The sequence below is a fragment of the Bacillus cereus group sp. BfR-BA-01453 genome, from assembly GCF_022662915.1.
In the GTDB taxonomy this organism is placed as follows: Bacteria; Bacillota; Bacilli; order Bacillales; family Bacillaceae_G; genus Bacillus_A; species Bacillus_A paranthracis.
Genome location: NZ_JAKUEN010000005.1, coordinates 225119 through 239738, shown reverse-complemented (window position 1 = coordinate 239738; position 14620 = coordinate 225119). Strand labels below are relative to the sequence as shown.

Here is a 14620-nt window from a genome sequence, read left to right as displayed (position 1 = left end):
GTAAAGTAAATGCTTCAAAAATAGAAAAAATAGGAATTCCTCTTGATAGACATAGAAATCTGATCCTCAATATAGAAATTTCCTTATGTAAATATATAACGTATTATAATTATAAAACTTAATTAATTTCTTATTTTTCAGAAAAATACAAAAAAATCCCAGAATTTATTGTATAATGTTGTAAAAAGATGTCGGAGGGATTTAATGTTACATAAAATATCTCAATTCACAATTAAGCTTTCATCAATTCTTTTATCACTCTTATTATTATTAAATTTACCTTATTTATTTATCACTCAAAATGGATTTACCTTTCAACCCATTCTTTTTTTTAATCAGATTGTTACTATGTTAAAAGATGTTTTCTCCCCTGAATCATTAGTAGTGATAGGATCAGATCCAAAATTTGGTAGTTTCAAAAAAATACCCTTATTCCCAACTGTTTTAGAACCTTACCTATATTCATTTACTGTATTATTTTTAGCCTTTTTACTTGCGCTCTTTCTATCATCCAGCATGGCATTTTTTTATTTTTTAGCAAAAGATTATATAAAAAAATGGATAAACCGAATTGTGTTCATATTAGAAGCTGTCCCTGATATGATGATGATGATTTGTTTGCAAATATTTTTCATATGGGTACTTAGGAAATTCGGGGAAGCTCCTTTCACCATTATTTCTTTTAATGAAAATCGAGCTTATTTACTCCCAATTGTATCTTTAGCAGTCTTACCTACATTACAAATGTTTCGGATGATGGTGTTATACATAAAAGAAGAACATGGAAAAGATTATGTAGAGGTTGCCTATGGAAAAGGCCTTTCATCAAGTTATATACTATGCATTCATTTATTCAAAAATATATCTATCCACTTCTTCCACCATTTAAAAACGATTTTTGTTTTCTTACTTTCTAATTTATTCATTTTAGAATTTGTTTTTAATATGGAAGGCATTATTCAATTCTTATTTAATAAGGCGTTTATTTCACCTCCAGCTGCATTTATCATACTGGTTATGATTATTTTACCGTTTTATACTATTTTTCAAATAATCTCATTCATGATGAATAGATGGCAAAAGCACTTGAAAGGAGTAGCATTATGAAATCTATTTGGAAATCAAAACGCTTTTTAATCGGCTTTACCTATTTATTTATACTTATTTCAGCTAGTTTTATTTATAGTTGGTTCTTTAAAGATAACATCCCAAAACCTCCTCAGTTACTTTACAATGACAATAACGAATTACTTGGAAAGGCTCCCTTTCCGCCGTCGTTAATTCCGCCTTTTGGATCTGATCGTTTTGGAGAGTCTGTTTTCTTTCAAATTATAGAAGGAGCAAAATTTACTATTCTATTAGCCGTGGCAATTAGCTTCTTTCGAATTTTATGCGGAACATGTATAGGAATCCTCTTAAGTTTATATGCTCCAAAACTCAAGAGATTTTTCCAGGCATGCTCAGAAGTTTTTTATTATATTCCAACTCTATTTATCGCATTCATACTCATCACACCCGTTAATATTGTAATCACATCAAATGCTGATGGGTTAAATCCAAATATTTCATTTACGTTTTATCAAGTACTCGTACTTATTTTCGTCGCTCTGCCTACACTTTCTTTATATATATCCTCAGAGGTTGATGAATTTATGAAACGAGATTACATTTTAAGTTCACAATTATTGGGTGCTAGCCGTTTTCATATTATGAAAAAACACTTACGAGTCTTATTACTTGACCGCTTATTTGTATTATTTATGGAACATATCGTCCAAACACTCATACTCGTTATCCATTTAGCGTTGCTTAACATTGTAATTGGCGGGATTCAAATGCGTGAACTCTATGACGGAGTACTCAAACCTGTTTCTCTATCTAATGATTGGGCAGGTCTTATTGGCTTAAATCGTAATGAAATGAATCTTTCATGGTGGATTATTTTTTATACTCTCGCTTCTTTCTTTATTACGATTCTATTTATTAAGCTTATGACAATCGGGATTCAAGATGCACTGAAAGCAAGAGATTCGCAAACTGTAGCGATTCAAACCGTTCCTGATCATAAAAAATTTGTTAAAGGTAAAGATTCTTTTTCTTTTGCAAATAAAGTGAACCTTTAATCCTGTCTCATTAATCAAGTATGGATTGGCATTGATATTAGTAGAATATAAAAAAGATGATCCCTATTGCATACAGGGATCATCTTTTTATGCAGTCTAACTTTTTTACATGTACTTTGTTAAACTCATATTTTTTATATTTAATGTGAATTATTTGCAATCACAATTATACTGTTTAAAATCGATTACCATACGTCCTTGAATTCGACCTTGTTCCATTTCTTCGAATACATTTTGTACTTTATCTAGAGAACAAGTTTGAACAACAGGCACTACTTTTCCTTCTGCACCGAACATAAATGCCTCTTCTAGATCCTTACGAGTACCGACTAGAGAGCCAACCACTTCAATTCCATCTAATACAAGTCGCGGAATGTTTAAATCCATCGTTTCTACTGGTAAACCTACTGCAACGACTTTACCACAAGCACGTACTGCATCAACTGCAGAGTTGAATGCTACTTTTGAAACAGCTGTTACTACAGCAGCATAAGCACCACCAAACTCATCTTGAACAATCTTATCAGCAGGACCTTGAGAAATTGGATTGATTGTCATATCAGCTCCAACCTCTTTTGCTAAGGCTAATTTATCGTCATTAATATCTACCGCAATTACCTTTGCACCAAATACGTTTTTAGCATATTGAATAGCTAGGTTACCTAATCCACCACAACCATAGATGACGATAGGTTGGCCAGGTTTAATATTGGATACTTTTATAGCTTTATATGTAGTTACCCCCGCACATGTGATTGATGATGCTTGAGCTGGATCTAATCCTTCTGGTACTTTCACCGCATAATCAGCTGTCACAATACATTGTTCAGCCATACCACCATCTACTGAATAACCAGCATTCTTAACTTCACGGCAAAATGTTTCCCTACCTGTTACGCAATATTCACAACGTCCACAAGATTGGAACATCCATGCAATACTTACACGGTCCCCCACCTTTAGTGAAGTAACATCATCAGCGATTTTCGTCACAATACCTATACCCTCATGACCAAGAATACGGCCATCTGTATTTCCAAAATCATGATTTGCAACGTGTAAATCAGTATGACAAACTCCACAATACTCTACATCTACTAGCGCTTCACCTGAGTGTAACGGACGTAATTCTTTTTCAATAATTTCAATGTTTGCTTTACTATTTTTATTAACTACTACTGCTTTCATATGTGATCTCCCCTTTAGTGTTTTAGAATTTTTCATGAGTTCATCTCACAACTTCTGTCTTCACTAGTTTGGCTAATCATTGTGCCAAGTTTAAGTGTTCAATCATCATTACATGTTCATCATAACATGACACTTCAAAAACAAATTGTGAAATTATGAACAATGTTTGAATTGTTGTATAAATCGTTTTATATTTTTTTAATGAGAGTCATCACTGGCTATAAGTAAGTCACATATTTCTACAAGAAAATAAATAAACAAACTATTCACTAATAAAAAAGGGGCTGTCTCATAAGTCTCTTTCGAAGTAAGATCACATGAAATTGAAAAGGCAGAAACGTTATAAAATCAACATTTCTGCCTTTCACTTTTTATTCGATTTTGGCTAAAAAGCACCTTTATTAGACTTAACTATAACATTTTAATTGCTCTTATGTATTCTGTCATACTATACGAAACATTTATTCATACTTATTATTATTTTCCCCATGTTTCACTGCATACAATGCAGCTTGCGTACGATCATCTACTTCTAATTTAGCTAAAATATTTGAAACATGTGTTTTTACAGTTTGTTCTGTAATATGAAGCACTGCTGCAATTTCTTTATTACTTCGCCCTTTCGCAATTTCACGAAGCACTTCTTGTTCTCTTTTCGTTAACATAGAAAAAGGGTTTTCTTTTTCTTTCTTGACTACTGATCGTCCTAATAGTGCTGGTGTTACTTTCGGATGAAAATTCGTATTTCCTTCATGTACTGCAATAATAGAAGCTACAAGTTGCTCAGGTTGTACTTCTTTTAATTGATAACCATCTGCTCCGGCTTCAAGTGCTGGTAAAACATAATCTTGCTCTGAAAAACTGCTTAATATTAGTATCTTTATTGTTTCATCATATTGTTTTATCTGTTTTGTTGCTTCAATACCATCCATCTTCGGCATTGATAGATCCATTAATACTACATCTGGCCTTTTTGTTTGGACGAATGTTAACGCATCTTCTCCATTTTCTGCTTCCCCAACAATTTCAAATTCTTCTCTCGTTTTCAAAAAGAATACAAGTCCTCTTCGAACGATATGATGATCCTCAACTAGTAGTAATTTAATTTTCAACCTTCTTCTCCCCTTCAAACTGGCAATTGAATTTCAATTTTCGTACCCTTTTTCAGCTCCGTTTTTATTTGAAATGATCCCCTCATTAACTGAATACGTTCCTTCATACTTTTTAAACCGAGTGCTGACTCTCTTACTTGCTCTTGTATAAATCCTATTCCGTTATCCTCTATGTAAAAATACAACTGGTTATCTTCTATTTTTAAAAGAACATGTACCTTTTCACATGAAGCATGTTTTTTACAATTATGTATCGCTTCTTGACTAATACGCCATAAAACCTCTTCTATTTCATCACCAATTGAAACCATTCCATCAATTCGAACTTCCACGTGAATTCCTAACAACTTTCCGTAATTTTTAATTGCTTCAGCTAACCCTTTCTCTAATCCTTCCGGTCTTAATTGCCAAATCAAGAGTGTCATCTCTTGTAATGCTTCCTGTGATAATTCTCCAATATAGCTCAACATCTCTTGCAAGTCTCTATCTTGCGTCATATTTAGAGTACCTTTTGCGGTTAACATGATAGAAAATAACAATTGTTTTACTGAATCATGTAAATCACGTGCAAGTCGATTTCGTTCTGCTACAACTACATATTTACGTTCTTTCTCTACTAACTGAATACGTTGTATAGTTGTTCCTATTTGAAATGCAATTGATTCTAATAATGCTAATTCTTCCTCTGAAAAATTTGTTTTTTGAGGCGAGGCCACATTTAATAGACCAAACTTCTCTGATCCAGACCTAAGGGGAATTGTCGCATGGTGCGTAACATTTTCGGTATCTCCCCAATTACATTCAATCGCATCCTCTATTCGCTTACATTCAATAATATTAGTCGCTTTTTCCAACCTGCCATTCACAAAACGCTCTACACACCAGCAATCTCCTTCACACATCGGCTTCTTCTCTTGCCACGTAAGAGCTGGCGGTAAGTTTTCATCCACAAGCATACGGTGCTTTCCACTTTCATCAATAAAAAAGATCCAGCCTGTTTGCAAATTCATAACTTGTAACAATGTATGTAACACTTTTTCCAACATGTCTTGTAAGTCTGTTGCTTCATTTAATAATTCAGCAATTGCTTTTAATGCCTCTAAACGATGCATCTCTTTTTCTTCAAAGTTCATTTTCATCACCATCTATCATTATAACATTAAGAAATTTCTAAATTCTACAAATTAAAAAGAACTGAATTTCTTCAGCTCTTTTTTATATCAATCATTTTATTATTATTTTTCTATCCAATGCTGAAAGCAGCATTTCCGTTACCAAACTATTCTACTTTAGCTGTCCGATAAATATTGTCCACCTTGGCTATGCTGTAAACTTTCAGTAGTAACAACCATATTTGCTGCTGGCATTTGCACTTGATTCTTATGGAACATAGACATTAATTCAAATCTTACTTGTCTAGAAGTTTCAAAATAATCTTCCGGTTTTATTAAACCTGTAATACAAAATTCATATCCAACGTATTTCAGATTCGGATTTAAATCTGTAACACCTACATATTTAAAAGGTTCAACAGCTTCATCCTCTACTTTATAAAGACTTGGAGTCAACTTTTCATTACAATTCACACAAACTTCCTCTAACAATTCCTTAACTCTTGTCGGATCTTCCTGATAACTTACCGTAATTCGTTCAATTACACGCATCCAACCTTTATTAAAATTTTGTATCGTTCTAATCTCTCCGTGTGGTATGGTAAGGAGTTTTCCTGACCATTCACGAATTTGCATAAAACGAATACTAATTTCCTCAATCGTTCCTGAGTTTGTTCCGTTAAAAGTAACAAAATCGCCAACACGAAACTCTTTGTCCGCTAATCTCGCAAAGCCTAATATAACATCTTTCAGCATCTGTTGTGCAGCAAAACCGATAACAACCCCCGCTATCCCTGCACCTGCAATGATACTTTTTATATCTACAAATTGGCTAATTAAATATATGATTAGACTAATGATAATGATATATCTAAAAATAGATCGAATCACACTTTGAATCGTTTGCTCTACCTCTTCATCAAAAAAGCTTGATTTCCTAAAAAACCAATCAATAATGCGGTTTATGACAAATGAAATAATGATTAGAACGAAAGCAAACAGTAAAAATCTTAAAAGTAAAAACTCTCTTACATAATTAAAAAATTCTTCAGTATACGTTAATAAACTCATCTAACCACTTCCTTACTAATTAAAAAATTCATAATCGTCTCAGTTTATTCTAGGAAAATCTATTATCTTCTCTAAAACGTCGCTACCCTTACTATGTATTTTGACTTTATTACTAATTCACTTTAAACAGTATGTCTAGATGTTCTTTTCCTTTCCCTTTAAATATACCCTTTTTAATAACCTAAGGGGAGCTAATCGTGAAATTTTTTAAACGTTAAAACTTTATTCTACTCATTACGATTTCAACTAATTTATTCATTAACTAGATAAAAAAAGAGCTGAATTTATCAGCTCTTTTATTCGATATTAATTGTTGTTTTACTGTTTTTTTCTTCTTTCAATTTTGGCAATTCAATTGTCAGTACGCCATCTTTATAATTTGCTTTAACATTTTCTTCCTCAACTCGTTGAAAATTAAAGCGTCGAGTTACAGAACCTATAGAACGTTCTTTACGAATATATATGCCATTCTCATTTTTTTCTTCTACTTCATTATGATTAGTTGCTTGAATCGTTAATACATCTTGTTCAAATTCAACTTGAATGTTTTCTTTTTGAAAACCCGGTAAATCTGCTTTTACTGTATATTTATCAGACTGTTCATGAACATCTACTTTAAAAGTATCCATGTTCATCGGTTTAAAGAAAGCATCTGTCATCCCTTCTAATAAAGAAGGCCCAAAATCAAAAATACCATTTTGACGTTTTGTTATCTCTGGAAATAAATTACGCATATTTTTTCCTCCTTATTATTTATGAATGAAAGATTATCTCTTTCTGCCTTTATTATAACACTTGGTCAAAAAAGGTCAAAGATTTTATTTGACCTTTTTTGATGTATATTTTACCAAATAAAACAAATAAGTTATATGACTTCTCTCCCTCTTATAAAGAGGAAAATATTCACATAACAACGAATAGTATATTTGCTCTTATTTTTTCTTACGGAGGTTACATACAATGGGGTATATTGAAGAACTTAGAAAATTTGTCGGATCAAGACCACTCAATCTAGCAGGAGTTGCTGTAGCTGTTTTCAATGAACAAGGACAAATATTACTTCAACAAAGGCGAAATGGTATTTGGGGTGTTCCTGGTGGATTCGTTGAACTTGGTGAATCAACAGAAGAAGCTGGGAGACGAGAAGTGCTCGAAGAAACAGGGATTGAAATAGGAAGCTTACAGTTAATAAGCGTATTTTCTGGAAAAGAATTTTTTGTAAAATTACCAAACGGGGATGAGTTTTATCCTATAACAATCGCATATCTTTGCAAAGACATTAAAGGCGGCTTGCTAAAAGCTGATGGGATCGAATCATTAAGTGTACAATTTTTTGATTTTGATAAGCTACCAGAGAATATTAGCCCATTTATAAAAAAGTTAATTGAGCAAAACCTCGTCTCAATTTAAACGCAAAAAGAGACCTTTTTTAAAGGCCTCTTTTTTTCACTTCACTTCTGCGTTTAAGCAAGATTTAAAATGTCCAAGTGCAAATTCATGCCCTTGCGCATTAAAAGATGCAACCGCCTTTTCATAAACTACAATTTTAAACCCTTTATTATAAGCATCTACTGCTGTATGAAGAACACAAATATCAGTGCAAACACCTACAAGATGAACTTCTTCTATTCCTCTTTCTCGTAACTTCATCTCTAGGTCTGTTCCTGCAAATGCACTATATCGTGTTTTATCCATATAATATACATTCTCTGCATTTTTATATGTTTCATACACATCTTGTAATTCACCAAATAAATCCCTTCCATTTGTACCGGCTATGTTATGAGGCGGGAATAACTTTGATTCTGGATGATATACATCGTTTTCTTCATGTTTATCGATTGCAAAGACTACGTAATCTCCATTTTCAATATATTGCTTCGTTAAATGGACAATTTCCTTCTCAATTTCTTGTCCTGGTTTTCCGCATGTTAAAGCACCTTTCTCAGCTACAAAATCATATGTATAATCAATATTTATAAGAGCTCGTTTCATTACTATCTCTCCTTCTCCTGTTTCACAGTAAACAATAGAAAATTTGTTATTACGACATCGTATGTACTATTCGACATTTCAAATGAAATACCTACATTTTTCTTCTGAAACTTACCTTATTCCGAGTTTATCATATAATAGCTAAACAATGGTAAAACAAATAGACCCTATCGATACGTCATAAATTTGATAATGGAACTTAACTTGCATCATAAACCAAATTACTGACATCATCATATTAATCAAGAAGATACAAATACACCAGTTCACCTCTTCAACCGCTTTTTCTGTCATAGTAGTAACAAGTGGTCTCTTCCTAATTTAATCATATTAGAAAACGAAACAAGTGATTCACTATTACAACCTCTAGTATAAACAAAAAAGTACACTACTTTTTGAGTAATGTACTTTTTATTCTTCTTATGACGCTGGTTTTGTTTCGAATGTTGCTTGATTAAAACTAATAACCTTTCCTTTCGGATCATTGTTTTCATACTGAACTGCCGTAATCGTATGACTACCTGTTTCAAGCGTCTTTTCTTTTAATTGTACTGTTGTCTGTGTTGTACTAGTTACTTGATATTTATCTGCAAACACTCGATCTACAAATACGAATGTTTCTTTATCATTCTGAAAATTAGAGAGCTCTAATTCAACGTGTTGAATTAAAGTATCCTTTTTAATGAATACAGCTGGTATATTACCATTCTCAGAAGTACCGTCTGGTGTAATAACTTTTACTTTTCCTTCTCCAATTGGCATTACGCCTTCCGGAAATACAACTATATTCTCATTACTTGCGTTTACGACTTGTTCTTCAGGCTTTGATTGTGTACCCTCTTTTTCCTTTGGAGCACCGCAACCAACTAATAACAATACAGACAATCCAGTGATTATGAATTTTTTCAAAATTCATCCCCCCTGTCATTTCATTATAATTTATTATACAAAAATAACTTTTAAATTTTAAGACTACTTTCAACACTTTCATGAACAACTAGAATCTTGCTCACGATTAATGTATCATACTTTCCTTAATAGAACATTAATTTTTTTTATGAAATAAATAGTAATTCCCTCTTATCTATCATTTTAGCCTAATGGATTAATTACATACCTATCCAAAATAAAAAGACATTGTTTCATTCAATGTCTTTTTATTTTCGGCTTTAAAAAACAAATGTTGTAATCTCATCTACTTCTTTTCTTGGAAGTTTCTTCGGCTTATCTTTCGGAAAACCGAGTGATATAACCATATTTATTTGCTTTTCAGGCTCAATTTGTAAATATTGTCGTAGTTCATCTTGAGCTAACAATACCGGTCCTGTCATTGGGCATGTACCAAGCCCCTTCGTATGTGCAGCTAACATTAAGTTTTGTGCCGCTAAACAGCTGCTCTTAATTCCTTCTTCTTCCCAAACTGAATTTGGAACAAAAGCAATCGGATCAAATATTTTTTCACGAAACTTTGATTCATATGGCGTTGCCAAACATACGATTAATACTGGTGCCTCCGAGAAAGCTGTTGCATATGGTCCAAAAGAACGTGTAAGTAATTTCCCTGCTTTCTCTTCTCCATTTTCTGCCGCTTTTGCCGCAAGTTTATGTAATGCATCCCATGTCATTTGTTCAATTTCTTTAATTTTCTCTCGGTTCATAATGACCAAGAACTCCCAAGTTTGTGAGTTCGTATCACTCGGTGCATAACGAGCACAATCAATAATTTCTTTTATATCACTAGTGGATACTTCTTGTTCTGTGAACTTTCTAACACTTCGTCTACCGTGAATTACTTCTTTAAAATCTTCATAATTCATACATTAAATCCCCTTTTTACAGCGTTTTCAAATCTTGTCCTATGTTTGAATTATATCATGAAAAAAAGCTGGAGTAATACCAGCTTTTTTCTTCAATATTAGTTCGTAACTTTAAACAAACGAATACTTTCTTCATATGCAACTTGGAGTTTCTTTGTGATCGGTCCTCTTTCCCCGTTCCCGAACTGCTCGTCACCAATTTGAACGACTGGGAATATTTCAAGTGGCGTCGCTGTGAAGAAGCATTCATCGGCCTCATACACTTCTTGAAGTGGAAATTCTCTTTCTTCTACTTCAATATGTAACTCTTTCGCTAATGTAATAACGTAGTGGCGTGTAATGCCGTGTAGAATGAAATTGTCAGCCGGATGTGTAATCAATTTATTATTTTTCACCATAAAGAAATTTGAATGACACCCTTCCGTTACAATTCCATCTCGTACTAATATCGCTTCTTGATAGCCTTGTTCGTTTATTTTATTTTTAATCATAATATTAGGTAGCAGGTTTAAGGATTTTATATGACAGAACTTCCAGCGTATATCCTCTTCTACAGTAACTTTTATTCCTCGTTCCATAGAAGCAATTGGTCGTGGAAAAGAAACAATGTTTGCAAAATATGTTGGTTGCATATTTGACTCATATACATGATTACGCGCTTGAGCCCCTCTTGATATTTGCAAATATACATTCCCATCTTCTTGAAATTTATTTTTTTCAATCATTTGATATAACTCTTCCACTAACTCTTCCTTAGTAAACGGTGGAATTAATTTTATTTCTTCCATAGAATGAAAGAATCGTTCTAAATGTAAATCTAATAAATGTGGCTTCCCATCATATAGTCTGAATACCTCGTATATACCATCACCAAATTGAAAGCCTCTCTCCTCTAATGGAATCATTGGCTGTTCTTCCTTCGTATTTACAATTCTTCCGTTAAATAAAATCCAATCTTTATGAGTAGCTTTCATTTATTCCCACTCCTTTATTACATGATTGTTTTAATTGTACAACTTATGCACGATCAAAAGAAGGAATTTTCTGTATTTTAACAAAATAAAAAGTGCATCACCTATTTAAAGTGATGCACTTTTTATTTACTTCAGAAAATATTTTTCAATATCATCTAACATAAGATTTGCAGCTACAATACCACCTGCTGTATTCCAAATCACTTCATCTACTTGGAATACTTTATTATCTTTAGAAGCCTGCAGTTGTTTAAATAGTGGATCTTCTGTCCATTCTTTTGCTAATGTATTTCCTTCATTATTCTTATCCGCGTCTTTATCAGATGTGAAATAGAATAAATAATCCCCGTCCATATTTGGAATTTGCTCTTTTGTAATTCCTTTAATTGCAAATTCATCTTTATCTTGTAATGGTGGTCTTTTAAATCCAATATCATTTAATACAACACCTGAGAATGAATTTTTTTGATAAATACGAACGTCACCAGGGACGAAACGAATAATAGAAACTTTAGAGTTAACTTTATCACCTAATTTTTCTTTTATTCCTGCAATACGCTTTTTATAATCATTAAGAGCATTTTGCCCTTCTTTTTCTTTATTTACAGCTTTCGTATAAAGTGTAAAGTTTTCTTTCCAATCACCGCGTAATGTTTCAGCATATACTGTTGGCGCGATTTCTTTTAATTGCTCGTATATTTTTTCGTGACGCATTTTATTTCCGATAATTAAATCCGGCTGAAGCTTCATTACTGCTTCTAAATTAATGTCACGCTCAGTTCCTACTACTTTCGTATTTTTTAACTCTTTCGCTAAATGAGGATACCATTCATCACCAGCTCGTGGTTTCGTCGTTCCAACCGGCGTTACTCCAACAGATAAAAGTGCCTCAGCGCCCTCATTTGTTAAAACCACAACTCTTTTTGGCGTACCATTTACTGTCGTTTCTCCCATTGCATGCTTTATACTATAAGAATCTTTTGCCTTTACTAATGTATCTTTATCTTTCTTCTCTTCTTCTTTACCGCACCCTGCGATTACGACCATTAGTAACATAACGCAAAGTATAAAAATATTTTTAGTGCGTGTCATAAGCCCTCCTAGATGAAATTGATTATCATTTACACTTAAAGGTTAATGTATATCTCATACATTGTCAATAGATATATCAGAAAAATTTTTCAATATATATAATTACACCCTCATTTTTATTCAAAATATTTTTGTGCCTATTTGCTACTCAAATTTTTTTTAATCGTAACATACGAAAAATAAATGGACATAAGAAAGTAATTGTAATTCCAGTCACTGCATAACGTAAATAATACATATCAGGTATTACTTTTTTTAGTATAAACTGCATTATTAGCATGATACTTAGGCCCAATACTGTTTTTACCACTTGCATTTTAAAATCATTACTTTCATTCATATTAATAAAATGATTCTCTAACATGATACCAATCGTAGAACCTGTCAAAACTCCTAGTAATTTAAGATTATCTACTTGGCTTGTCATAACATACATAATGAGTGAAACAGCCAATATAATTCGTTGTAACAATATAAATTTCCTATCACTTAATCCCATTGTTACCTTCGTATATAAATAAACAACTATGACACTAAATAAAACGGCACCTATTATATCACTGAGCCAATGTACACGTAAATATAGACGAGAAATAGCAACTAATATAATAAAAACAATACCAATGATCCAAATGATTCTCTTTTTACATAAAATCATGAATGAACCCCAAAACGTTGTTGCTAACTGCACGTGTGTACTTGGGAAAGAATAACTTGCAGCTGATTTTTCATATAAAGATTGAATTCCGTCGTATGTATACGGTCGCGGAATTTTCATAAATTCTTTTATCACTATCCCTATATATCCAGAGAAACAAAGCATAACAATCATATGAAATGCTTTTCTTTTAGAAACGCACCAATACGAAATTGAAATAACAATTAAATATAATGTTTCATTTGCAATAATAGATACAAGTTTAAAAAATGCTGTAAGTACACTTCCCTCCAGACTGATCATCCATTCAAGAAATAACATATCAATATTAAACATACAAACACGATACCTCGCTAAAATTTAATTCTGCTATTTTTCAGCACTTCATATAAAGTGAAACTTTAATCAGTGGGGGTTTTCTTCATCCCCCACTGATTATTAGCCCTAACCAATCGGACTTTAATGGGTAGCCCGATCCCCATTTAACTTCTTTGCTTTCGCTGAATTTTGAGGTGGGGTTCTTACTGCCCATTAAAGTGGGATAAACTAGTTGATTAACATTTCAAATTTATACACCTACTTACTTTACATGTTAAGAACATATAGTACCACATACTAATAATAGATAATATGTTAAAACATCCAATCATTTTTATAGATTTCCAATGATTTTTGGGCTTTATATACAAAATCACTCTAATTACAAATAAAAAAACCGCCCTTAAGTAAGGCGGTTACTATCATTTTGCTTTAACCAATTTAATATAAATATATACGATTGATAGTGAATATAACGTATGCAAAATAAAAGAAATAAAAGGGTTATTCCAGTGGTACTATACAGCAAACCGAACTTTAAAAAAATATTTAAAAGCGGTGGAAAGTTCGTTATATTTTGTAATGTAAGTAGCATACAAAACAAAAGGAAAAACACTGGAGCATATTGTAATTCATACGGCTTTCTCTTCTTATTCATTCTTTTTCGAATAAACATATGGCTTAGCTCCGCTACTAAAAAACACCCTCCAATTAATACAAGACCAGAAGTCATCGTCATACATCCACCTGCCTTATATTTATCCCGCATAACTACTCATCGCTATATTTTCTTCACATATATTCCGTCTTCCACATTAAATCCAAAGCTCTCTATGAAAGATTTCGCTTGTTCTGTTAATTCCGTTTGTAATACCTTTATCTCTTTCACATTTCTTTCTTTCATCATCATTTCAAATGTGAAATACGTATTTGTACCATAACCGTAACTTTGATAGTCAAAGTGAATAATTAACTGAGATAAAATCGCAGTCTCCTCTTGTACATTATAGTCTATTACACCGATATATGTATCATCAACCTTCACACAATACTGTACTTGATTCTCAGTTAAACTATGTGAGCGAAACATTTCTTTCACAACGTTTTCATTTTCTACAGTTACTTTTTCAAACGTAATCATATGTTGTCCATCCTTTTAC

Annotated in this window: 16 protein-coding genes; 3 read left to right on the top strand and 13 right to left on the bottom strand. The window is 32.5% G+C overall.

Going from position 1 to position 14620, the window contains the following annotated elements; all coding sequences use genetic code 11:
• The first annotated feature begins 204 nt into the window (after positions 1-204).
• Positions 205-1107 (top strand): ABC transporter permease subunit, encoded by a 903-nt coding sequence (locus MR070_RS13525; RefSeq protein ID WP_000902489.1) that lies wholly within the window; start codon positions 205-207, stop codon positions 1105-1107.
• On the top strand, positions 1104-2123 hold the full coding sequence (locus tag MR070_RS13520; protein WP_000836560.1) for an ABC transporter permease: 1020 nt from the start codon (positions 1104-1106) through the stop codon (positions 2121-2123). Before MR070_RS13525 ends, MR070_RS13520 begins: the two co-directional genes overlap by 4 nt.
• Positions 2124-2273: 150 nt before the next feature.
• On the opposite strand, the gene adhP is transcribed toward MR070_RS13520, so the two are convergent.
• The 5 genes from adhP to MR070_RS13495 all read right to left on the bottom strand — a co-directional run bounded on the left by adhP (position 2274) and on the right by MR070_RS13495 (position 7340).
• Positions 2274-3311 (bottom strand): alcohol dehydrogenase AdhP, encoded by a 1038-nt coding sequence (gene adhP, locus MR070_RS13515; protein ID WP_138322068.1) that lies wholly within the window; start codon positions 3309-3311, stop codon positions 2274-2276.
• A 461-nt stretch (positions 3312-3772) separates the two neighbouring features.
• On the bottom strand, positions 3773-4423 hold the full coding sequence (locus MR070_RS13510) for a response regulator (protein WP_101167090.1): 651 nt from the start codon (positions 4421-4423) through the stop codon (positions 3773-3775).
• A 14-nt stretch (positions 4424-4437) separates the two neighbouring features.
• The gene (locus tag MR070_RS13505; protein WP_472927049.1) at positions 4438-5556 is read right to left on the bottom strand and encodes a GAF domain-containing sensor histidine kinase; all 1119 of its coding nucleotides are present in this window, start codon (positions 5554-5556) and stop codon (positions 4438-4440) included.
• 156 nt (positions 5557-5712) lie between these two features.
• Positions 5713-6606: a mechanosensitive ion channel family protein gene (locus MR070_RS13500; RefSeq protein WP_000055420.1), complete on the bottom strand. Its 894-nt coding sequence runs from the start codon at positions 6604-6606 to the stop codon at positions 5713-5715.
• A gap of 296 nt (positions 6607-6902) precedes the next feature.
• Entirely contained in the window at positions 6903-7340 is a 438-nt protein-coding gene (locus MR070_RS13495) for an Hsp20/alpha crystallin family protein (RefSeq protein ID WP_001245061.1), read from the bottom strand.
• Between the two features lie 226 nt (positions 7341-7566).
• Between MR070_RS13495 and MR070_RS13490 the strand changes: the two genes are divergently transcribed.
• Positions 7567-8016, top strand: a complete 450-nt coding sequence (locus MR070_RS13490) for an NUDIX hydrolase (RefSeq protein WP_000540509.1) — start codon at positions 7567-7569, stop codon at positions 8014-8016.
• A gap of 36 nt (positions 8017-8052) precedes the next feature.
• On the opposite strand, the gene MR070_RS13485 is transcribed toward MR070_RS13490, so the two are convergent.
• From MR070_RS13485 to MR070_RS13450, 8 genes are all read right to left on the bottom strand, one after another.
• Entirely contained in the window at positions 8053-8601 is a 549-nt protein-coding gene (locus MR070_RS13485; protein ID WP_044790700.1) for a cysteine hydrolase family protein, read from the bottom strand.
• A 420-nt stretch (positions 8602-9021) separates the two neighbouring features.
• Positions 9022-9510, bottom strand: coding sequence for a hypothetical protein (locus MR070_RS13480; protein ID WP_000713490.1), 489 nt, complete (start codon positions 9508-9510; stop codon positions 9022-9024).
• Positions 9511-9770: 260 nt separating this feature from the next.
• Positions 9771-10418: a nitroreductase family protein gene (locus tag MR070_RS13475; RefSeq protein WP_242261467.1), complete on the bottom strand. Its 648-nt coding sequence runs from the start codon at positions 10416-10418 to the stop codon at positions 9771-9773.
• Between the two features lie 98 nt (positions 10419-10516).
• Positions 10517-11392, bottom strand: a complete 876-nt coding sequence (gene dat, locus MR070_RS13470; RefSeq protein ID WP_000648366.1) for a D-amino-acid transaminase — start codon at positions 11390-11392, stop codon at positions 10517-10519.
• Between the two features lie 126 nt (positions 11393-11518).
• Positions 11519-12484 (bottom strand): ABC transporter substrate-binding protein, encoded by a 966-nt coding sequence (locus MR070_RS13465; protein WP_242261466.1) that lies wholly within the window; start codon positions 12482-12484, stop codon positions 11519-11521.
• A gap of 148 nt (positions 12485-12632) precedes the next feature.
• Positions 12633-13478: a phosphatase PAP2 family protein gene (locus tag MR070_RS13460; protein WP_242261465.1), complete on the bottom strand. Its 846-nt coding sequence runs from the start codon at positions 13476-13478 to the stop codon at positions 12633-12635.
• A 385-nt stretch (positions 13479-13863) separates the two neighbouring features.
• The gene (locus tag MR070_RS13455; protein WP_242261489.1) at positions 13864-14193 is read right to left on the bottom strand and encodes a hypothetical protein; all 330 of its coding nucleotides are present in this window, start codon (positions 14191-14193) and stop codon (positions 13864-13866) included.
• A gap of 48 nt (positions 14194-14241) precedes the next feature.
• Entirely contained in the window at positions 14242-14601 is a 360-nt protein-coding gene (locus tag MR070_RS13450) for a GNAT family N-acetyltransferase (RefSeq protein ID WP_044790704.1), read from the bottom strand.
• Between the last annotated feature and the right edge of the window lie 19 nt (positions 14602-14620).